Here is an 18968-nt window from a genome sequence, read left to right as displayed (position 1 = left end):
CCGTCAGCCGCGCTTCAGCTCGTGGTGCAGAGCGTCCAGGTCCGCCCCGCCCGCCATCTGCTTGGTCAGTTCGTCCAGGGTGATCTCGTCGCGTGTGTGGTTGCCCACCATCGCGCCGCGACGCAGCAGCACGAAGCGGTCGCCGACGAGATGCGCGTGGTGCGGGTTGTGGGTGATCAGTACGACACCCAGGCCCGCATCACGTGCCGCGGCCACATATTTGAGGACCACACCGGACTGCTTGACGCCCAGTGCCGCGGTGGGCTCGTCCAGGACGAGCACCTTGGCGCCGAAGTGCACGGCACGCGCGATCGCCACGCACTGGCGCTCGCCGCCGGAGAGGGTGCCGATGGGCTGGTCGACGTCGCGCAGGTCGATGCCCATGCGCAGCAGTTCCTCGCGGGTGGTGCGGCGCATGAGGTCGGTGTCCAGGCGCGCGAAGGGGCCCTTGCCCTTGCGGGGCTCGGAGCCGAGGAAGAAGTTGCGCCAGACCGGCATCAGGGAGACCACGGCCAGGTCCTGGTAGACCGTGGCGATGCCCCGGTCCAGGGCGTCGCGCGGGGAGGCGAGCCGGGTCTCCTCGCCCTCGATGCTGAGGGTGCCGCCGTCGTGCTGGTGGAGTCCCGCGATGGTCTTGATCAGGGTGGACTTGCCCGCGCCGTTGTCGCCGAGGACGCAGGTGATCTCCCCCGCGTGCACCTGGAGGGAGACCCCCTCCAGGGCACGGACGTTGCCGTAGTGCTTGCTGACGTCGGTCAGCTCGACCAGGGGCACGCGCTCTTCGGTGACGGTCATTTCGTGGCCTCCGCGCGCTTGCGGACCCAGGTGTTGAGCAGGGTCGCCAGGAGGAGCATGGCTCCGAGGAAGAACTTGAACCAGTCCGGGTTCCACTCGGCGAAGACGATGCCCTTGCTGGTCATGCCGAAGAGCAGCGCGCCGACCGCCGAGCCGACGGCGCTGCCGTAGCCGCCGGTGATCAGGCAGCCGCCGATGACGGCCGCGATGATGTAGATCAGCTCGTTGCCGACTCCCTCGCCGGACTGGACGGTGTCGAAGGAGAACAGCAGGTGCTGGCCGGACACCCAGGCGCCGAAGGCGACGCCCATGTAGAGGCCGATCTTGGTCTTGGCGACGGGGACGCCGACCGCGCGGGCCGCGTCCTCGTTGCCGCCGACGGCGAAGATCCAGTTGCCGGCGCGGGTGCGCAGTAGCACCCAGGAGGCGAGGGCGACCAGGCCGAACCACCACAACACGGTGATCTTGAGGTCGACCCCGCCGAGGCTGAGCGTGGAGGCGAACACGGCGTGGGCGCTCGGGAAGCCCTCCATGTCACCGATGGACTTGGTGGAGACCGTGCCGTCGACCAGTTTGGTGAAGCCCAGGTTCATGCCGGTGAGCATCAGGAAGGTGCCCAGCGTGACGATGAAGCTGGGCAGCTTGGTGCGGGTGAGCATGAAGCCGTTGAAGGCACCGATCGCCAGTGCCACCAGCAGGGACACGCCCGCGCCGACCCAGATGTTCGCCGTCATCTGGTAGCTGAACATCGAGGAGATCAGCGCGGAGGACGTGACCATGACGCCCGCGCTGAGATCGAACTCGCCGCCGATCATCAGCAGGGCCACGGGTACGGCCATGATGCCGATGGTCGAGGAGGCGTACAGCACGGTGCTGATGCTGGAGGGGCGCAGGAAGCCGTCGGCGGCGACCGCGAAGAAGACCAGGACCGCGAGAGCGCCCACGACCGAGCCGAGTTCCGGCCGGGACAGGAGCCCCCGCAGCGGGGAGGTGCGCAGCAGCCGCTCGTCGCGGGAGGGCTCGCCGCCCGGCGCCGGGCCCGGAGTGGGCCGGGTGTCGGTGGATGTGCTCATCGGGTGCCCCGATCGGTGTACGCCGCGAGCGCCCCCGCCTGGTCCTTGGTGATGATCTGGGGGCCGGTCAGGACGGGCTTTCCGCCGCCGAGGACGTCGCCGTTGTACTTGTACAGCCACAGCAGGTCGACCGCCTCGTAGCCCTGGAGGTAGGGCTGCTGGTCGACGGCGAAGCCGAGGGTGCCGTCCCTCAGCTCGGCGGCGACCCTGGCGTTCAGGTCGAAGGTGTCGACCTCGGCCTTGCTGCCGGCGTCCTCCCTGGCCTTCACCACGGTGTCGGCGTAGGGTGCGCCGAGGGTGACGACGGCGTCCACGTCCCGGTCGGCCTGGAGCTTGGCGCCGACGGCGGACTGGACGTCGGGCATGTTGGTGCCGTTGACGTAGAGCTTGCGGACCTTGCCGTGGAAGGTCTTCTGCACACCGTCGCAACGCTGCTCGTGGCCGACGTTGCCCTGCTCGTGCAGGACGCACAGGGCGTTCTTGCGTCCGCGCTTGTTCAGTTCCTCGCCGACGGCCTCACCGGCGATGGTCTCGTCCTGGCCGATGTGGCTGAGCGCGCCGAACGCCTTGGACTGCGCCGAGCCGGAGTTGACCGTGACCACCGGGATGCCGGCCTTGCGGGCGCGGGCCACGGCCGCCTTGAGGGCGTCGGGCTTGGCCAGGCTGACGATGATCCCGTCGACCTTCTTGTCGATCGCCGCGTCCACGAGCTGCGCCTGCTGCTGGGCCTCGTCGTCGTGCGAGTACAGGAAGTTGATGTTGTCCTTGACCGCCGCCTGCTTGGCACCGCTCTGCACGATGTCCCAGAAGGTGTCACCGTCTCCGGAGTGGGTGATCATCGCGATGGTCCAGCGGGGGGTGGTCACCGCTGCCCTGCCCTGGGCCGTGGCGGCCTTGCGGGCGTCCTCGGCCTTCTTGCCGCCGGTGCTGCTGCAGGCGGTCAGCGAGACGCAGGCGAGCAGAGCGAACGCTCCTGCCACCGTCATGCCCACCCGGTTCTGAAACCGTGCCACGAGGCCTTGCCCCTTCATGCCGTGTTCTGACGCAAACACTTCAGTATCGAACACGTGGAGGACCCGTTTCCGTGCCGGGGCACACCTGGCTGGTCGTTTGTCCGGACAACGTGACGCGGTCACGGGCGTCTCAGGGACGTACGAGGAGCTGGAATTCGAAGGAGTACCGGGCCGGGCGGTAGGTGTGGTCGCCCTGCTCGACCGCGCGGCCGGTGTCGTCGAACGTGACGCGCTTCATGGTGAGCAGCGGGGCGCCCTCGGTCTCGGCGAGCCGGTCGGCCTCGGCGGAGGTGGCGCCGCGGGCGCCGATGGACTGGCGGGCGCTGTGCAGGGTGATGCCGGCCGCACGCATCAGCCGGTACAGGCCGGTGGCCTCCAGCCGGGCGGTGTCGAGGTCCAGCAGGCCGAGCGGCAGGTGGTTGACCAGGTAGGCCATCGGCTCGCCGTGCGCCAGCCGCAGCCGCTCGACGCGGTGCACGTCGTGGCCCTCGGTGAGGCCGAGCGCGGCGGCGATCTCGGCACCGGCGGGGACGACGGTGTTGACCAGGACCTTGGTGGCGGGCCGCTGTCCGGACGCCTCCAGGTCGTCGTAGAGGCTGCTCAGTTCCAGCGGGCGCTTGACCTGGCTGTGCACGACCTGGGTGCCCACTCCCCGGCGGCGCACCAGCAGCCCCTTGTCGACGAGGGACTGGATGGCCTGGCGGACGGTGGGCCGGGAGAGTCCGAGCCGCGCGGCCAGCTCGATCTCGTTGCCGAGCAGACTGCCGGGGGGGAGGGCGCCGCGCTCGATGGCGGCTTCCAACTGCTGGGCGAGCTGGAAGTACAAAGGCACCGGGGAACTTCGGTCCACGCGGAGACCGAGCGGCGCGGTCGGGTCCACATCTGGTTTCGGCACGGGCTCGAGGGTAGTCCGGTGCCCGGATGACGGGAAGTCGTGAAGTCAGGTTGTCCTGACATTCCGATTGACAGGTGCACGTTGTTGCCCCTCAATGTGTCCTCATGCGCATCGGGGTCATCGGGACGGGCCGCATCGGGGCCATCCACGCCAACACGCTGAGCCGCCACCGGGAGGTCGGATCGCTGATCCTGACGGACTCCGATCCGTTACGGGCGCAGGAGCTCGCGCACCGGCTCGGCGAGACGGCGGCGCCCGGCGTGGACGAGGTCTTCCAGTGGGGTGTGGACGCGGTGGTGATCACCACCGCGACGGCGGCGCACGCGGAGCTGATCGGCCGCGCGGCACGATCGGGGCTGCCGGTGTTCTGCGAGAAGCCGATAGCGCTCGACCTGCCCGGTACGCTGCACGCCCTCGCCGAGGTCGCGGCGGCGGGGACCGTGCTCCAGATGGGGTTCCAGCGGCGCTTCGACGCGGGGTACGCCGGCGCCCGGGAGGCGGTGCGCTCGGGCCGGCTCGGCCGGCTGCACACCGTGCGCGCCCTGACTTCCGACCAGTCCCCGCCCCCGCGTGAGTGGCTGCCCCTGTCGGGCGGCCTGTTCAGGGACACCCTGATCCACGACTTCGACATCCTGCGCTGGGTCACCGGCCGCGAGGTCGTGGACGTGTACGCCACCGGTTCCGACGCCGGTCCACCGATGTTCCGCGAGGCCGGCGACGTCGACACCGGCGCGGCCCTGCTCACCCTGGACGACGGCACCCTCGCCACGGCCACCGCGACCCGGCTCAACGGAGCCGGTTACGACGTCCGCATGGAGCTGTCCGGCGAACTCGACACGGTGGTGGTGGGGCTGGACGACCGCACCCCGATCGCCTCCACCGAACCCACGGGCCCTCCCCCGGCCGACCGGCCCTGGCCCGGTTTCCTCGAACGCTTCGGCACCGCCTACGGGGCGGAACTCTGCACCTTCGTCGACGTGGTCCGCGGCGAACACGCCAACCCCTGCGACGGGTGGCAGGCCCTGCAGGCCCTGCGCATCGCGGAGGCGTGCGAGATCTCGCGGCGCGAGCGGAGAGCGGTGGCGCTGGCGGAGGTTCCGGACCGGGTGCGGTCCTCCCACGTCTGAGCCGTCCCGGACACGGCCCCGCCCCGCGACCCCGACGTGGGGGGAGGAGTCGCGGGACGGGGGTGAACGGCGTGGTCAGCAGCCGTAGTCGACGAGGTCGAACGTGGCGTAGTGGTCGGAGGTGTAGTAGTCCTCCTGGGTCTGCTGCCCGGTGACGATGCGGCGGGCGCCGCGGGTGGAATCGCCGGGGGTGATGACCGTGTACTCGTGGTAGTACCCCGAGGACTGGCCGGGGAGGACGCCCTCACGGTTCTGGAAGACGACGCCGTCCTGGGAGTACGGGTACGGGCCGCCCTGGGCGATGAGGTCGAGGGTGTCGTGCGCCTGCGACGGCAGGGCGCCGTAGCAGATGCTGCCGACCGAGGCGGTGGCCGCGTCCGCGGTGGTGGCGGAGACGGTGCCGCCGACGAGGAGGGCGGAGAGGAGGGCCGCCGCAGCGCCGATGCGAGTGGTGCGTGGGGGGAATCTCATGGGTTCATGATGACGCGCGTAGACGCGTTCATGTCAATGAGGGAGATGTGGAGTTTCCCGGCAGGTCCGATGAGTTGTCGCGGAGTTCACCCGCGCCGGCAGGAACCGTTCGGGCCCCCGTCGGCGCGTGGTCGGATTGCTCAGAAGGACCCGTACTCGGGGCGGCCGTCGAGGTCGTAGGACTGGATGGAGACGCCCTTGCCGGTGACCGTGCCGCCCGCGTGCCGGAAGCGGGTGGGGACGGCGCCCTCCACGAACAGCCGGCGCCCCTCGCCGAGCACGACGGGGAAGGTCAGCAGGTGCAGGGTGTCGATCAGACCGAGGTTCACCAGCGAACGGACCAGCGCCCCGCTGCCGTGGATCTGGACCTCGCCCTCGGTGCGCTCCTTCAGTGCCCGGACCTCCTTGTCGAGGTCGCCGCGGAGCACGGTCGTCCCGGCCCACCCGGGGTGCTCGACGGTCGCGGAGACGACGTACTTCGGCAGCGCGTTCAGCTTGGCCGCGACCGGGTTGCCGGGGTCGGTCACCTTGGGCCAGTAGCCCGCGAAGATGCCGTAGGTGTGGCGGCCGAGGAGGAAGGCGCCGGCCCGGCCGAAGCTCTCGTCGACGAAGCCGCCGAAGCCCTCGTCGGCGTAGGGGAAGGTCCAGCCACCCTGGCCGAAGCCGCCGCTGGTGTCCTCCTCGGGGCCGCCGGGGGCCTGGTAGACGCCGTCGAGGGAGACGAAGACGGTGGAGACGAGCTTGCCCATGAGGTGCCTTCTTCCGGTGCCGGGTCCTGCTGTCGACGATGCAGACCCCGCGCGGGACCGCGACTCATCGGTCCCCGGCCCGCTTCAGCCGTCCAGTTCCCGGAACCGTGCGGCAAGGCGGCTCGCCCCCGCGTCGGTGAGAGAGCCGAAGAGGCGCAGCCGGGAGATCCCCCCGTCCGGATGAATGTCCACGCGCGCGTACGTGCCGACGGCCGGCGCCGGGAGCGGGAAGCGGTGGTTGGTGTCCGGCTGGAGCCGGGTGCGCGGCAGGACCTCGGTCCACTCCCCGCTCTCGCCGTCCCGCACCGACACCGCCGCCCAGCCCGCGCTGTTCCCCTTCAGATACGCCGTGTCGATCTCCACCGCGCGCACCAGCGCCTGTTCGGTCAGCCGGTACGTGATCCAGTCGTGGCCCCGGTCCCGGCGGCGCCGGGTCTCCCAGCCGTCGTCCATCCGCTGGGAGCGGCCCGGCCGGACGGTGTTGGCGGCCGGGGAGTAGAAGCGGTCGGAGGCGTCCTCGGCCCGGCCGCCGTTCTCCAGCGCGGCCACGTCGAAGGTGCCGAGCGTGCCCAGCCACTCCGGGTCCGGGACGATGTCGCCGTACGCGCGCAGGCGGGCGACACCGCCGTCCGGATGCTGGTTGAGACGGAGGTGGGTGAAGCGCTGGGGCGCGGAGACGAGGAAGCCGTTGGCCGCGTGGCCGCCGACCGGGGTGACCGGGACGAGCGTCGTCCACTTCACGTCGTCGCCGAGCAGGTCCTCGGGTGACGGGTTGCCGGGGGCCGCCGTGGCCTCGACGGACACGGCCTGCGGGTGGTTGCCCCGGAAGTGCGCGGTGTCGACGACGATCCCCCGGATCACCCCGGGCGTGCCGAGGCGGATCAGCGCCCAGTCGTGGTCGCCGGCGCCCGGCCAGGGGTCCTCGGCGCTCGGGCCGCGACGGCGCCGGGTCTCCCAGCCGTCCATGATCTTGCCCTTGTGGCCGAAGCGGCCGGGCTCGAACTCGGCGCGCTGCGGCAGCAGCAGGTTCTCCCGCTCGGCGAAGAACTCGTCGTTAGCGGCGATCACCCCCGCCCCCAGGCGCCGGTCGGCGAGGTCGGGGTGGTGGGTGAAGGGGAAGTCGGCGGTGCGGTAGTCCGCGTAGGGGTCGCCACCGCCGTAGGGAGCCGCGTCGCCGGTGAAGCGGGGCGGGGTGGAGGGTTGCTGCGCCGTCACGGTGATCGGGGTTCCTTCCGGGGAGGGGTACGGGGGTCAGCCGTCACGGGTGAGCAGACGGCCCCTCGGCTCGGTGAACGCGCCCTCGTCGTAGATCCGTCGGCCACGCAGCCAGGTGGACTTCACCACGCCGTGCAGGGTCCTGCCGGCGTAGGCGGTGACCGGGTTGCGGTGGTGGAGGCGGGCCGGGTCGACGGTGAAGGTGTCCTCCGGGGCGAGGACGGTGAAGTCGGCGTCGCGGCCCGGTGCGACGGCGCCCTTGCGGTCGAGGCCGGCGAGGGCGGCGGTGCGGGCGGACATCCAGCGCACCACGTCGGTGAGCCGGTGCCCGCGTGCGCGCGCCTCGGTCCAGATCGCGGGGAGGCTGAGCTGGAGGCCGGAGATGCCTCCCCAGGCGGTCGCGAAGTCCGGCGTCTTGAGGTCGGCGGTGGAGGGCGAGTGGTCGGTGACGACGCAGTCGATGGTGCCGTCCGCGAGCGCCTGCCAGAGCAGGTCCCGGTTGGCGGCCTCACGGATGGGCGGGCAGCACTTGAACTCGCTGGCTCCGTCTGGGACTTCCTCGGCGCTCAGGGTGAGGTAGTGCGGACAGGTCTCCACGGTCACGCGGACTCCGTCGGCGCGGGCTGCGGCGACGAGCGGGAGGGCGGCGGCGGAGGAGAGGTGCAGGATGTGGACGCGGGCGTTCAACCTGCGCGCCTGCTGGAGAAGTTGGGCGATGGCACCGGTCTCGGCCGCGTGCGGGCGGGAGGCGAGGAAGCCCGCGTACGCCGGGCCGGCGGGGGCTTCCGCGAGGTGGGCCGGGTCCTCGGCGTGCACGATCAGCAGCCCGTCGAACTCGGCGATCTCGCCCAGGGAGGCGCCCAGTCGGGCCTGGTCCAGATGCGGGAACTCGTCTACGCCGGACGGCGAGAGGAACGCCTTGAAGCCGAACACCCCGGCCTCGTGCAGCGGGCGCAGAGCCTTGACGTTGCCGGGCAGCGCGCCGCCCCAGAAGCCGACGTCGACGTGGGTCCGGCCCTGCGCCGCCTCCTTCTTGATCCGCAGATGGTCCACCGTGGTGGTCGGCGGCAGGGAGTTCAGCGGCATGTCGACGAGGGTGGTGATCCCTCCGGCCGCCGCGGCCCGGGTCGCCGTCCAGAACCCCTCCCACTCGGCCCGCCCGGGGTCGTTGACGTGCACGTGCGTGTCGACCAGACCGGGCAGCAGCGCGTCGTCCCCCAGCTCGACGGCCGGGACCCCCGCCTCGTACGGCAGCACGCCCGTGATCGTCCCGTCGGCGACGGTCACCGTCGCGGGCCGCACCCCCTCCGGGGTGACGACCCGCCTGGACCGCAGCGCCAGCTCGACGCCCTCGGACACCCGAACCCCTCTCCGCCGTTCACACCCGGGAAACGGTATTAACACCCATGTAACGGACTTCAACGTTCTGTTGAAGGAGTCTCGCGGGCTGCTCCACCACGAGTCAAGGGTGCCAGCCGCCGGGGCCGCGGTGCCTTAGCGGACGAGGGGGTGTTCAGGGGCTCCGATCGGCGGTGTCGCCGCACGCCATAGGGGCGGGTCGACGGACGCCGAGGGTCGCCAGATACCCCCGCACCTGCCCACATCCCGGCATCCTGGTCCCATGACACCCGACGAAGCCCCCCGTCACCCTCAAGTCGCCGGGCTCCTGCTCGCCGCCGGAGGTGGGCGGAGGCTCGGTGGGCGGCCGAAAGCTCTGCTGCGGCATGACGGGGTGCTGCTCGTCGAGCGGGCGGCGCGTGCTCTGTGGGAGGCCGGGTGCGGCCGGGTGCATGTGGTGCTCGGGGCGGGGGCCGAAGAGGTGCGCGCAGAAGCCGAGTTCAGCGGATGTGTGCTCGTGGACAGCCCCGGCTGGGGCGAGGGGATGGGATCGTCGCTGCGGGCCGGGCTTCGCTCTCTCGCCGGGACGGACGCGCGCGCCGCTCTCGTGAGCCTCGTCGATCAGCCGGGTATCGGACGCGAGGCGTACGCGCGGGTGCTGGAAGGCTTCACTGAGGAGACCTCCCTCGTGTCGGCGGCGTACGACGGCAGGCGCGGCCACCCGGTGCTCCTCGGCGCCGCCCACTGGCCGGGGGTGGTCGAGGCCGCCCGGGGCGATCAGGGCGCCCGCGCCTACCTGAAGCGGCACTCCGCCGAGATCCGCCTCGTCGAGTGCGGGGACGTGGCCGACCCGTACGACATCGACACCGCCGCCGACCTCGGCAGGCTGCGCCCCGGCGGGGCCCATTGAGGTTCGGCGATCAGGAAATTACGCTGCCCAGTCCGACCAGCCCGCCACGGAGGAGTGACCGCTCATGTCCGCACCCGCGTCCCCGCCGGTCGTCGTCGACGCCGAGCCGCTCCCCCGGCAGGAGGAGGTCCTCACCGGACCGGCGCTGGACTTCCTCGCGGAGCTGCACCGCCGGTTCACCCCGCGCCGCGACGAGCTCCTGGCCCGCCGGGCCGAGCGCCGCGCCGAGATCGCCCGCACCGGCACGCTGGACTTCCTGCCCGGCACGGCGGACATCCGCGCCGACGACTCCTGGCGGGTGGCCCCCGCCCCGCCCGCGCTGCAGGACCGCCGGGTGGAGATCACCGGCCCGGCCGACCGCAAGATGACGGTCAACGCGCTCAACTCCGGCGCCCGGGTCTGGCTCGCCGACTTCGAGGACGCCTCCTCCCCCACCTGGGAGAACGTGATCCTGGGCCAGCTCAACCTGACGGACGCCTACGCCGGGCGCGTCGACTTCACCGACGCCCGCACCGGCAAGCCGTACGCACTGCGCCCGCAGGAGGAGCTGGCGACGGTCGTGATGCGGCCGCGGGGCTGGCATCTGGACGAGCGGCACCTGAAGGGGGCCGACGGGGAGCCGGTGCCGGGCGCCCTGGTGGACTTCGGTCTGTACTTCTTCCACAACGCCGCCCGCCTGCTGGAGCTGGGCAAGGGCCCGTACTTCTACCTGCCGAAGACCGAGTCCCACCTCGAAGCCCGGCTGTGGAACGACGTGTTCGTCTTCGCGCAGGACCATCTCGGCATCCCTCAGGGCTCCGTACGCGCCACCGTACTCATCGAGACGATCACGGCCGCGTACGAGATGGAGGAGATCCTCTACGAACTGCGCGACCACGCCTCCGGGCTGAACGCGGGCCGCTGGGACTACCTGTTCTCCATCGTGAAGAACTTCCGTGACGGCGGGCCGGAGTTCGTGCTGCCGGACCGCAACCTGGTCACGATGACGGCGCCGTTCATGCGCGCGTACACCGAACTCCTCGTCCGCACCTGCCACAAGCGGGGCGCGCACGCGATCGGCGGGATGGCGGCGTTCATCCCGTCCCGCAAGGACGCCGAGGTCAACAAGGTGGCGTTCGAGAAGGTGCGGGCGGACAAGGACCGTGAGGCGGCCGACGGCTTCGACGGCTCCTGGGTGGCCCACCCGGACCTGGTGCCGATCGCCATGGAGTCCTTCGACAAGGTGCTCGGCGACCGCCCGCACCAGAAGGACCGGCTGCGCGAGGACGTCCAGGTGAAGGCCGCCGACCTCATCGACATCGCCTCTCTGGACGCGAAGCCGACCTACGCCGGGCTGGTCAACGCGGTGCAGGTCGGCATCCGTTACATCGAGGCGTGGCTGCGCGGCCTCGGCGCGGTGGCCATCTTCAACCTGATGGAGGACGCGGCCACCGCCGAGATCTCCCGCTCGCAGATCTGGCAGTGGATCCACGCGGGCGTCGAGTTCGAGAACGGCGAGCGTGCCACCCCCGAGCTGGCCCGCCGGCTGGCGGCGGCCGAGCTGGAGGCGGTGCGGGCGGAGATCGGCGACGAGGCGTTCGCGGCTGGGCACTGGCAGGAGGCGCACGACCTGCTGCTGACGGTGGCCCTGGACGAGGAGTACGCCGACTTCCTGACGCTTCCGGCCTACCGCCGCCTTACCGGGTGAGCGCGCTCACTTCTCGGAGTGCCCCAGCTTTTCGGAGTGCCCGAGGGACCGCTCCGGCGCGACCCGGTCGCGTACCAGCCGCTTGACCGCCGTGGGCTCGGGGAAGCCCTGCTCACGGCGGTCCCAGACCGGCTCGCCGTCCACCCGTACGACGAAGACGCCACCGGTGCCGGGCTTGAGCGCGAGGGTCTCCAGCTCGGTCTCGAAGGTGGTGAGCAGCTCCTGCGCGAGCCAGGCCGCGCGGGGCAGCCAGCGGCACTGGGTGCAGTACTCGATCTCGACTCGGTGACTCACGCAGTTCCCTTCATCCCAGGTGTGCCGACCAGTCCTGTTCCGCCGCCGGGCGCCCGTGCAGGTCGGGGACGCGCTTGAGCCAGTCCGGGCGCCCCCGCTGGGACCGCTCGGCGCGGGCGGTCTCCTCGGCGGCGAGTTCCGCGCGGTCGGGGAAGTCGGTGGGCAGCCACTCGGCGGAGAGCCGGAGGCGCGCCAGCAGGTGGTCGACGTAGGCGGCGCGGGCCGCTTCCGGGCCGGCGAAGGCCGGGTCGTCGGCGAGCCAGGCGTCGGGCACCTCGGCGAGGATGCCGCGCAGGAGCTCCTCGGTGACCTTGGGCGCCAGCTCGGCGTCGGCGGCACGCACGTCGGGGCCGTACTGGCCGAGCGCGTGGTGACGGAAGTCGTACGTCCGACCGGGGTTCGTGGTGTCCCACCGGTGGTGGAACACGAGGGCGGCGCCGTGGTCGATGAGCCACAGCCGGGGCGGCGCGGTGCCGAAGGTGGGCCAGACCATGAGGTTGGAGCTGTGGACGGTGCGGTCCACGTTGGCCGTGAGCGCGTCCAGCCAGATGATCCGCCCCGCCTCCAGCGGGTCCACGGGGAAGTGCCGGGCGACCTCGGGGGTGAGGTCCCGGGCGCCCGGCAGGTAGTCCATGCCCAGGTTGACGCCCGCGCTGGCGTCGTGCAGGTCGCGGACCTCCTGGTGCGGCTCGCCTGCGGCCACGGCGGGGTCGAAGTGCACCAGGACCAGTTCGGGGAAGCGCAGGCCCAGGGCACGGGCCAGCTCGCCGACGATCACCTCGGCGACAAGCGCTTTACGGCCCTGCGCGGAGCCGGTGAACTTCACGACGTAGGTCCCCAGGTCGTCGGCCTCGACGACGGCGGGTACGGAGCCGCCGGAGCGCAGGGGCTCGATGTAGCGGGTTGCGGTGACCTCGGTCAGCATCCACCCAGGTTATGCGATCGCGACAGCCCGCTCCCGGCCCGGAAAAGGCCCCCGTCAGCCGGCGTCGCCCGCGCGCAGCGGGTTCGGCAGCGGCAGGTAGCGGGCGTCCGCCCCGTCCGCGCCGGTCCAGCGGAGCAGCAGGTTGGTCTTGCCGGGCAGCGCGGGCGCGGCGAGCAGGGCCGGTATCTCCGGGAGGGGGTGGCGGCGGAGTTCGGCACGGACGGCCGGCCAGGGGTCGAGGCCGGGGTGGGCCTCGGCGAGGGCGGCCGCGATCTCCCCGAGGTGGTTGACGAGCAGGCAGTACACCAGCCGCTCCCACCCGGCCTCGCGGCTCACGTCGGTCAGCAGCTTGGCGCCCTCGGCGTCCCGGAACAGCGCCTGCACGGGCGTTCCGGCGGCGTCGACGGCGACCAGGGTGTTCTGGAGGTGCGCCTCCACGACCACCCCGTGCTCGCCGAAGGCGCGGAGCACGGGCGGGACGACCTGGCGCAGGTACGCCGCCCACCAGGCGTCCGGGTCGGGGGCGGCGGCGAGCGGGCTGCCGTCGAAGCCCTCCACGAGCCCGGCCGCGAGCAGCGGTGTGGCGCCGGGCAGGAGGTGGCCGCGCAGGCCGTCGCGCACCAGGACGGCGAGTCCCTCGAACGCGAAGGCCGCCGTGCGGTAGCCCCGGTCGCTCAGCCAGGCCGCCGGCGGCTCCATGGCGGCGAAGGCGGCACGGGCCGCGGTGTCGGTGCGGCCGAGCTTCTCCAGGTCGTGGCGCCACAGCCGCCGGATGTCGTTGGTGATCCGGACGTCCAGGCTGAACTTGAGGAACAGGTCGCGGCCGGGCTCGTACACCGTGCGCACCGCCGCCGTCGGCCGGACCGCGGACTCCGTGGTGCCGATCCGGACCAGGCGCCGGTCGGCGAAGGCGGGGGCGAGGTCACGGGCGAGGAGGTCGAGCTGCCAGGGGTGGGCGGGCAGCAGCCGGTAGCCGGGAGGGGCGGTGCCGAGGGCGTCCAGGGCGCCGGTGTCGCCCTCTTCGGCGACCTGGTCCTCGCGCACGCCGAGCAGCGTCAGCGGGAACCGGGCGTGCGCCTCGGGGGCGTAGGGCAGCCAGGCCGCGACCGGGCCACCGCCGCGTGCCTTGGGCGCCGGATGGTGCGGGTGGCCGGTGATCAGCGACTGCTCGGAGCGCAGATACGGGTCGTCGGGGGCGACGGTGCGGGCGCGGGCCGCGAGCAGGGCGGCGACGGTGTCGCGGCTGTCCAGCATCTCGGCGGGCAGGTCGTCGCCCGGCAGCCCGGTGCGGGCGCGCAGTTCCGCGGTGACCAGCTCGACCAGCTCGGCGTGGGTCAGCGGGTGCCAGGCGCCGTCCGCGCGCACTTCGGGCTCGGCCGGGCGGCGGCCGGGGCGCACCCGGAGCCGCACGCCGGTTCCGGGCAGCCGGTACACGGGCCGGTCCCCGCTGTCCGGGACCGGCCGGGCCACCTCGCGCAGCAGGCAGTTCAGCAGCGGCGCCGAGGCGTAGGCGTCGGCACGCCGGTCGGCGTCGGTCGGGGGCTTGAGGTCCACGCGTTCCACTCGTTCTCGTCGTGCCGTGGCCGGTCCGGGGGCCCGACCGTGCCCGGCAGGTCTGCGGTATCCGACAATCGTGCCCTGAGCTGCGATTCCCCGAGGAGCCGACCGTGTACCACTTCCCCGCCGCCGAGGCCGAGGTCGCCGAGGAGCTGGCCGCCGTACGGCCCGCCCTGCGCGACCGCTACGCGGCCGCGTTGCCGGGAGCACGGGCGGCGGTGCTGACGCGGCTGTGGCGGGCCCTGGCGCACGAGCCGCTGCCGTGGGCCGTGTCCCGGACACCGGGGACACAGGGCCTGACGGTACGGCTGGCGGACGGCCGCGCGCTGCACGGTCCGCACCCGGACCCGTACGCGACCGGTGACCGTGTCACCGGGGTGCGCCTCGTCGGGGAGCGGTACGCGGACCCCGCGAGGCTGATGACGGACCTCGCGGTGCCGCACGCGACGGCGTTCGCCGCCGAGCTGGCGAACAGTGTGGCGTCGCTGGCACTGTCCCGGGCCGGCGCGGCGGAGCCGGGTGCCGGGTGGCCGGAGCGGGACTGGGAATGGGAGCAGCGGGTGGTGGACGGGCACCCGTTCCACCCCAACTGCCGTTCCCGGCCCGGTTTCTCGGTGGCCGACCAGCTGGGGTACGGGCCGGAGCACCGGCCGGTGGTGGAGCTGGGCACGGTGGCCGTCCCGGCGGCCGAGTGCCTGGTGTCGGGCGAGTGGCCGGCCGAACTCCGCTCCGGGGAAGACCTGTTGCTGCCGGTGCATCCCTGGCAGGCGGCACATGTGCTCAAGCGGACGGCCCAGCCGTGGCGTCCCGCGCATCCGCTGATGTCGCTGCGCACCCTGGCGCTGCCCGGCGGGCCGCACGTGAAGACCGCGCTGAGCGCGCGGCTGACCTCCTCGGTGCGGGACATCTCCGCCTACTCCGTACGGGTGTCGGCCGCACTGTCGGTGCTGGCGGCGGAGCTGGTCGGGCGGATGGACGGACTGCTGGAGGTCACGCACACGATCGGCGCCGCCACGGCCGGCTCGCCGGATCTGGCGGTGCTGCTGCGCGAGTCACCCGAGGCGTACCTGGCGCCGGGCGAGCGGGTGCTGCCGGTGGCCGCGCTGACGACCACGGCACTGCCCGCGTCGCCGGGCTGGCTGGCCGCCTTCACCCGGCTCGCGCTCACGGCGGGCCTGCGGCTGCTGGACCTCGGCGTGGCGCTGGAGGCGCACGGCCAGAACCTGCTGGTGGTGCTCGCACCGGACGGCGCCCCGCTGCGGCTGGTCTACCGCGACCTCGCCGACATCCGGGTGTGCCCCGTCCGGCTGGCCCGGCACGGCCTGTCGGCGGCCGGTCTGACGGGGCGTCTGGTCACGGACGACGAACTCGCCCTGCGGCGCAAGCTGTTCGGCTCACTGGTCGGTGGCGCGCTCGCGGCGACCGCCGGATCGGGTCCGGCGCTGGGTGCCGCGCTGCGGGCCGCACTGCCGGATCTGCCCCGTACGCCCGACCTGGTGGCCCTGTGTGAAAGTCCGCTGCCGGCCAAGGCGTTGACCCTGATGAGGCTGTCCCCGCAGACCCCCGGCGACCTGTGGACGGAGCTTCCCAACCCGTTCGTTTTGGAGCCCGACAGCTACGATCAATAAGATCCGCCGATGATCAGAAGACAACGGCTGGCGGCGGGCGTCTGTGCCCTGCTCGCCGCCCTGGCGGCCGGGATCGCGTGTCCCGGCGGGGCCGCAGCGGACGAGACCGAGCCGCAGCCCGCTCCGAAGGTCGAACTCGTCCTGGATGTCAGCGGTTCCATGCGCACGCGGGACATCGACGGCGGTACCCGGATGGCGGCGGCCAAGCAGGCGTTCAACGAGGTGCTCGACGCGACGCCGGAGGAGGTGGAGCTGGGCATCCGCACCCTGGGCGCCAACTATCGCGGCAACGACCGTCAGGAGGGCTGCAAGGACACCGAGCAGCTCTATCCGGTGGGGCCGCTGGACCGCACCGAGGCGAAGACGGCCGTGGCCACTCTCGCGCCGACCGGCTGGACCCCGATCGGCCCGGCGCTGCTGAAGGCGGCCGGAGACTTCGGGAGCGGTGACGGCACCCGCCGGATCGTCCTGATCAGCGACGGCGAGGACACCTGCCGGCCGCTCGACCCGTGCGAGGTGGCCCGCGAGATAGCCGCCAAGGGCATCGGCCTGACCATCGACACCCTGGGCCTGGTGCCGGACGCCAAGACCCGTGACCAGTTGAGCTGCATCGCGGACGCCACCGGCGGCACGTACACCTCGGTGCAGCACAAGGAGGAACTGACGGACCGGGTCGGCCAGCTGGTCGAGCGGGCCGCCGATCCGGTGGTGACGCCGGTGGCCACCGAGGGCGCCGACGCCTGCGCCGGGGCCCCCACGCTCAAGTCCGGTCTTTACACGGACCGCGAGGAGTTCGGCAAGCAGCGCTGGTACAAGGTCGACGTCCGGCCCGGCCAGGAGCTGCGCGCCTCGGTGAGCGTCGCCGACGACCGCGTGACGAACCCCGACTACGGCGTGCTGCTGCGGGCGGTGAGCCGGCAGGGCCGCGAGATCGTGCGCGGTGAGGGCGCCGGCACCGGCCGTACCGACGCGATCTCCACGGGCCTGCGCTACCCCAGGCCCGAGTCCGACGAGGACGACGCGTCCCCGGAGACGGTGTGCCTCCAGGTCACCAACTCCTTCTCGGCCGCGGCCGGGGTGAAGACCACGCCGGGCATGCCGCTGGAGCTGACGGTCGACGTGGTGGACGGCCCCTCCGCCTCCTCCGACGTGGCCGCCTTCGGCCTCGGCCGCGGCTGGTGGCTGCTGGCCGCTCTGGTGCTGACCGGTTTCCTCGCGGGTCTGCTGTGGGGCTGGCTGTCCCGCTGGCGGGTCGCGGTCTGGAGGACGAACTGATGCGTGCGACACGTGTGCTGAGCGCGGCCCTGCTGACGCTGGGCCTGGCCGCCGCCCCTGCCGCGGCCGACTCCTCCCCCTCCCCGAGCGCTTCCGCGGACGGCAGGGCCCCCACCCAGGCGGGCACGTCGTTCCGCACGGCGGCCGAGATGGACCAGGGGCGGACGGCCACCGCCTCCGCGTCCACCGGTGACTACCTGTACTGGTCGTTCCCGGCCGACACCGGGCAGCGCCCGACGGTCAGGGCGACGGTGAAACTGCCGGACACGCACGCCGCGCAGACCTGGCAGCTCGACGTCTACGACGGCCTGCGCCGCCACCAGTCCTGCCAGTACGGCGCCGCCACCCGCACCGCCGCGCAGGGCACGGCCACGGTCGAACTGGCCTGCGTGCTGCGCACGGTGCGGGCCTGGTCCGAGCCGTGGGCCAACGACCCGCTGCCCGGCACCTACTACGTCCGGCTGACGGTGCTGAACCTCGGCTCCGCCGACCTCGGCCTGCCGGTGCGAGCCGAAGTCCGCGCGGACTCCGAGGACATCGGCGGCGCGGCGGCCGTGGACGGCTCGCTGGGCAAGCCGCTCGTCCCCGGCATCGCGGTCAAGTCCGAAGCACAGAAGGACGGTTCGAAGCCGGCCGTGCTCTCCGCGATCGAGCCGGACGACGGCTGGTCCTCGCACTGGTGGTCCAGCCGCTGGGTGTGGACCGCCGTCGGCGGCGTGCTGGCCGCGCTCGCGGGCATCGGCGGTTACGCGCTGACCCGGGGCCGGGGCCGGCCCGCGTACGTCCCACCGGGCGCCTGACCCGGACGAAGGCCCGCCCTTTCGGCGGGCCTTCGTCATTCCAGCAGCGCCTTGGCGAGCGCCCCGTCGCCGGTCACCGTGACCAGCCCCGCCCGCACCGCCTCCGCGATCCCCACCTCGCCCCGGCACACCCGCGCGCAGGTCGCCGCGTCCGTCACCAGCCGGGCATCGGCGGACACCGGCGCCGGTCCGTGCCCGTACACCGGGCCGTCCTGCGCGCCGACGTACAGATGGAACTCGCCGTCCTCCGTGGCGACTTCGGCAACCCCGGCCCCGACTTCCGCCGCGCTCAGCACAGCCAGCAGCGGCAGTGCCGACCAGTGGGCGCGTACCGCGTCGGTGGGGCGCGGCTCGGCCAGCTCGGGGCTTCCCCACTCCCCCAGTGCGTGCAGCACGGGCAGCAGGTCCCGGCCGCGCGGGGTGAGTTCGTACACGTAGGCGGCGCCGGGCGGGGGCAGCTTCCGCCGGGCGGTGAGTCCGTCGCGCTCCATGTCCTTCAGCCGGGAGGCGAGGACGTCCGTACTCACGCCGGGGAGGTCCGCGTGCAGGTCGGTGTAGCGGCGGGGTCCGGCCAGCAACTCCCGGACGATCAGCAGGGTCCAGCGGTCCCCGACGAGGTCGAGGGCGCGGGCCGCGGAGCAGTACTGGTCGTAGCGTCGGCGAGGTGGCATGCGACGCAGTCTAGACATGTTGTTGGACTTTCCAAGCTCCTGCTTGGTAAAACCAAGCAACACCAGTTACCGGAGGGGTTGCGGCGCATGGAGTTCCGGCAGTCGAACAAGCTCAGCGAGGTCTGCTACGAGATCCGCGGCCCGGTGATCGCGCACGCGGACGCGCTGGAGGAGGCGGGGCACAGCGTGCTGCGCCTGAACACCGGCAACCCCGCCCTCTTCGGCTTCGAGGCGCCGGAGGAGATCACCCAGGACATGATCCGGATGCTCCCCCATGCCCACGGCTACACCGACTCGCGCGGCGTCCTCTCGGCCCGCCGGGCGGTGGCCCAGCGCTACCAGACCCTCGGCCTGGAGGTGGACGTCGACGACGTCTTCCTGGGCAACGGCGTCTCCGAGCTGGTCTCCATGGCCGTACAGGCGCTGGTGGAGGACGGCGACGAAGTGCTCGTCCCGGCCCCGGACTTCCCGCTGTGGACGGCGGTCACCACACTGGCCGGCGCGAAGGTCTGCGAACAACCCATGTCCAGCCATAGAGTTCAGCC

The 18968-nt window shown here is 72.6% G+C and carries 18 protein-coding genes and 1 pseudogene; 7 read left to right on the top strand and 12 right to left on the bottom strand.

Translation table 11 applies throughout. The annotated features are described in order from the left end of the window. Nucleotides 1–3: 3 nt before the first annotated feature. The 4 genes from ACWCV3_RS11640 to ACWCV3_RS11625 all read right to left on the bottom strand — a co-directional run bounded on the left by ACWCV3_RS11640 (nt 4) and on the right by ACWCV3_RS11625 (nt 3761). Nucleotides 4–795 (bottom strand): ATP-binding cassette domain-containing protein, encoded by a 792-nt coding sequence (locus tag ACWCV3_RS11640; protein ID WP_135786199.1) that lies wholly within the window; start codon nt 793–795, stop codon nt 4–6. Then, nucleotides 792–1868: an ABC transporter permease gene (locus ACWCV3_RS11635; RefSeq protein WP_451221978.1), complete on the bottom strand. Its 1077-nt coding sequence runs from the start codon at nt 1866–1868 to the stop codon at nt 792–794. The genes ACWCV3_RS11640 and ACWCV3_RS11635 overlap by 4 nt, the downstream gene beginning before the upstream one ends. Then, nucleotides 1865–2881, bottom strand: a complete 1017-nt coding sequence (locus ACWCV3_RS11630; RefSeq protein WP_451221977.1) for a sugar ABC transporter substrate-binding protein — start codon at nt 2879–2881, stop codon at nt 1865–1867. The genes ACWCV3_RS11635 and ACWCV3_RS11630 overlap by 4 nt, the downstream gene beginning before the upstream one ends. Nucleotides 2882–3011: 130 nt before the next feature. Beyond that, nucleotides 3012–3761, bottom strand: a complete 750-nt coding sequence (locus ACWCV3_RS11625; RefSeq protein ID WP_451222051.1) for a GntR family transcriptional regulator — start codon at nt 3759–3761, stop codon at nt 3012–3014. Nucleotides 3762–3880: 119 nt separating this feature from the next. Here ACWCV3_RS11625 and ACWCV3_RS11620 point away from each other — a divergent pair, with 119 nt between their 5' ends. Then, nucleotides 3881–4903, top strand: coding sequence for a Gfo/Idh/MocA family protein (locus tag ACWCV3_RS11620; protein WP_451221974.1), 1023 nt, complete (start codon nt 3881–3883; stop codon nt 4901–4903). Nucleotides 4904–4978: 75 nt separating this feature from the next. On the opposite strand, the gene ACWCV3_RS11615 is transcribed toward ACWCV3_RS11620, so the two are convergent. The 4 genes from ACWCV3_RS11615 to allB all read right to left on the bottom strand — a co-directional run bounded on the left by ACWCV3_RS11615 (nt 4979) and on the right by allB (nt 8697). Further along, nucleotides 4979–5374: a ribonuclease domain-containing protein gene (locus ACWCV3_RS11615; protein WP_451221972.1), complete on the bottom strand. Its 396-nt coding sequence runs from the start codon at nt 5372–5374 to the stop codon at nt 4979–4981. A gap of 140 nt (nt 5375–5514) precedes the next feature. Beyond that, entirely contained in the window at nt 5515–6123 is a 609-nt protein-coding gene (locus ACWCV3_RS11610) for a dihydrofolate reductase family protein (RefSeq protein ID WP_451221970.1), read from the bottom strand. 84 nt (nt 6124–6207) lie between these two features. Continuing rightward, nucleotides 6208–7344: an allantoicase gene (alc, locus tag ACWCV3_RS11605; RefSeq protein ID WP_451222049.1), complete on the bottom strand. Its 1137-nt coding sequence runs from the start codon at nt 7342–7344 to the stop codon at nt 6208–6210. A 30-nt stretch (nt 7345–7374) separates the two neighbouring features. Further along, a complete protein-coding gene (gene allB, locus ACWCV3_RS11600) occupies nt 7375–8697 on the bottom strand; it encodes an allantoinase AllB (protein WP_451221968.1) in 1323 nt (440 codons plus the stop codon). 262 nt (nt 8698–8959) lie between these two features. Between allB and ACWCV3_RS11595 the strand changes: the two genes are divergently transcribed. Together ACWCV3_RS11595 and aceB are read left to right on the top strand one after the other, a co-directional pair. Then, the gene (locus ACWCV3_RS11595) at nt 8960–9586 is read left to right on the top strand and encodes a nucleotidyltransferase family protein (RefSeq protein WP_451221966.1); all 627 of its coding nucleotides are present in this window, start codon (nt 8960–8962) and stop codon (nt 9584–9586) included. A gap of 64 nt (nt 9587–9650) precedes the next feature. Continuing rightward, nucleotides 9651–11273 carry a malate synthase A gene (gene aceB, locus ACWCV3_RS11590; RefSeq protein ID WP_451221964.1) on the top strand — a complete coding sequence of 541 codons (1623 nt, stop codon included), beginning with the start codon at nt 9651–9653 and terminating at the stop codon, nt 11271–11273. Nucleotides 11274–11279: 6 nt separating this feature from the next. On the opposite strand, the gene ACWCV3_RS11585 is transcribed toward aceB, so the two are convergent. Genes ACWCV3_RS11585 through ACWCV3_RS11575 form a run of 3 tightly spaced genes read right to left on the bottom strand, consistent with a single transcriptional unit; the run spans nt 11280 to nt 14055 of the window. Beyond that, nucleotides 11280–11567: a SelT/SelW/SelH family protein gene (locus ACWCV3_RS11585; protein ID WP_451221962.1), complete on the bottom strand. Its 288-nt coding sequence runs from the start codon at nt 11565–11567 to the stop codon at nt 11280–11282. Between the two features lie 10 nt (nt 11568–11577). After that, nucleotides 11578–12492 carry a HipA family kinase gene (locus ACWCV3_RS11580; protein WP_451221960.1) on the bottom strand — a complete coding sequence of 305 codons (915 nt, stop codon included), beginning with the start codon at nt 12490–12492 and terminating at the stop codon, nt 11578–11580. A 54-nt stretch (nt 12493–12546) separates the two neighbouring features. Next, the gene (locus ACWCV3_RS11575) at nt 12547–14055 is read right to left on the bottom strand and encodes an IucA/IucC family protein (RefSeq protein ID WP_451221958.1); all 1509 of its coding nucleotides are present in this window, start codon (nt 14053–14055) and stop codon (nt 12547–12549) included. Between the two features lie 104 nt (nt 14056–14159). Between ACWCV3_RS11575 and ACWCV3_RS11570 the strand changes: the two genes are divergently transcribed. Genes ACWCV3_RS11570 through ACWCV3_RS11560 form a run of 3 tightly spaced genes read left to right on the top strand, consistent with a single transcriptional unit; the run spans nt 14160 to nt 17752 of the window. Further along, entirely contained in the window at nt 14160–15677 is a 1518-nt protein-coding gene (locus ACWCV3_RS11570) for an IucA/IucC family protein (protein ID WP_451221956.1), read from the top strand. Between the two features lie 9 nt (nt 15678–15686). Then, nucleotides 15687–16952 (top strand): VWA domain-containing protein, encoded by a 1266-nt coding sequence (locus tag ACWCV3_RS11565; protein ID WP_451221954.1) that lies wholly within the window; start codon nt 15687–15689, stop codon nt 16950–16952. Beyond that, on the top strand, nt 16952–17752 hold the full coding sequence (locus tag ACWCV3_RS11560; protein ID WP_451221952.1) for a hypothetical protein: 801 nt from the start codon (nt 16952–16954) through the stop codon (nt 17750–17752). The genes ACWCV3_RS11565 and ACWCV3_RS11560 overlap by 1 nt, the downstream gene beginning before the upstream one ends. A 35-nt stretch (nt 17753–17787) precedes the next feature. On the opposite strand, the gene ACWCV3_RS11555 is transcribed toward ACWCV3_RS11560, so the two are convergent. Beyond that, nucleotides 17788–18423, bottom strand: coding sequence for a winged helix-turn-helix transcriptional regulator (locus tag ACWCV3_RS11555; RefSeq protein WP_451221950.1), 636 nt, complete (start codon nt 18421–18423; stop codon nt 17788–17790). A gap of 87 nt (nt 18424–18510) precedes the next feature. Here ACWCV3_RS11555 and ACWCV3_RS11550 point away from each other — a divergent pair. Beyond that, nucleotides 18511–18942, top strand: a pseudogene (locus tag ACWCV3_RS11550) (aminotransferase class I/II-fold pyridoxal phosphate-dependent enzyme); the annotation flags it as partial. Between the last annotated feature and the right edge of the window lie 26 nt (nt 18943–18968).

It is taken from the genome of Streptomyces sp. NPDC001781 (assembly GCF_053596035.1).
This window is presented reverse-complemented; position numbering and strand designations above follow the sequence as displayed.

Excerpts from the sequence above, each read along its gene's own strand:
- ACWCV3_RS11580 (WP_451221960.1), bottom strand. The coding sequence starts at position 12,492 with ATGCTGACCGAGGTCACCGCAACCCGCTACATCGAGCCCCTGCGCTCC.
- ACWCV3_RS11560 (WP_451221952.1), top strand. The coding sequence starts at position 16,952 with ATGCGTGCGACACGTGTGCTGAGCGCGGCCCTGCTGACGCTGGGCCTG.
- ACWCV3_RS11595 (WP_451221966.1), top strand. The coding sequence starts at position 8,960 with ATGACACCCGACGAAGCCCCCCGTCACCCTCAAGTCGCCGGGCTCCTG.
- ACWCV3_RS11620 (WP_451221974.1), top strand. The coding sequence starts at position 3,881 with ATGCGCATCGGGGTCATCGGGACGGGCCGCATCGGGGCCATCCACGCC.
- ACWCV3_RS11615 (WP_451221972.1), bottom strand. The coding sequence starts at position 5,374 with ATGAGATTCCCCCCACGCACCACTCGCATCGGCGCTGCGGCGGCCCTC.
- ACWCV3_RS11640 (WP_135786199.1), bottom strand. The coding sequence starts at position 795 with ATGACCGTCACCGAAGAGCGCGTGCCCCTGGTCGAGCTGACCGACGTC.
- ACWCV3_RS11635 (WP_451221978.1), bottom strand. The coding sequence starts at position 1,868 with ATGAGCACATCCACCGACACCCGGCCCACTCCGGGCCCGGCGCCGGGC.
- ACWCV3_RS11565 (WP_451221954.1), top strand. The coding sequence starts at position 15,687 with ATGATCAGAAGACAACGGCTGGCGGCGGGCGTCTGTGCCCTGCTCGCC.
- aceB (WP_451221964.1), top strand. The coding sequence starts at position 9,651 with ATGTCCGCACCCGCGTCCCCGCCGGTCGTCGTCGACGCCGAGCCGCTC.
- ACWCV3_RS11555 (WP_451221950.1), bottom strand. The coding sequence starts at position 18,423 with ATGCCACCTCGCCGACGCTACGACCAGTACTGCTCCGCGGCCCGCGCC.
- ACWCV3_RS11610 (WP_451221970.1), bottom strand. The coding sequence starts at position 6,123 with ATGGGCAAGCTCGTCTCCACCGTCTTCGTCTCCCTCGACGGCGTCTAC.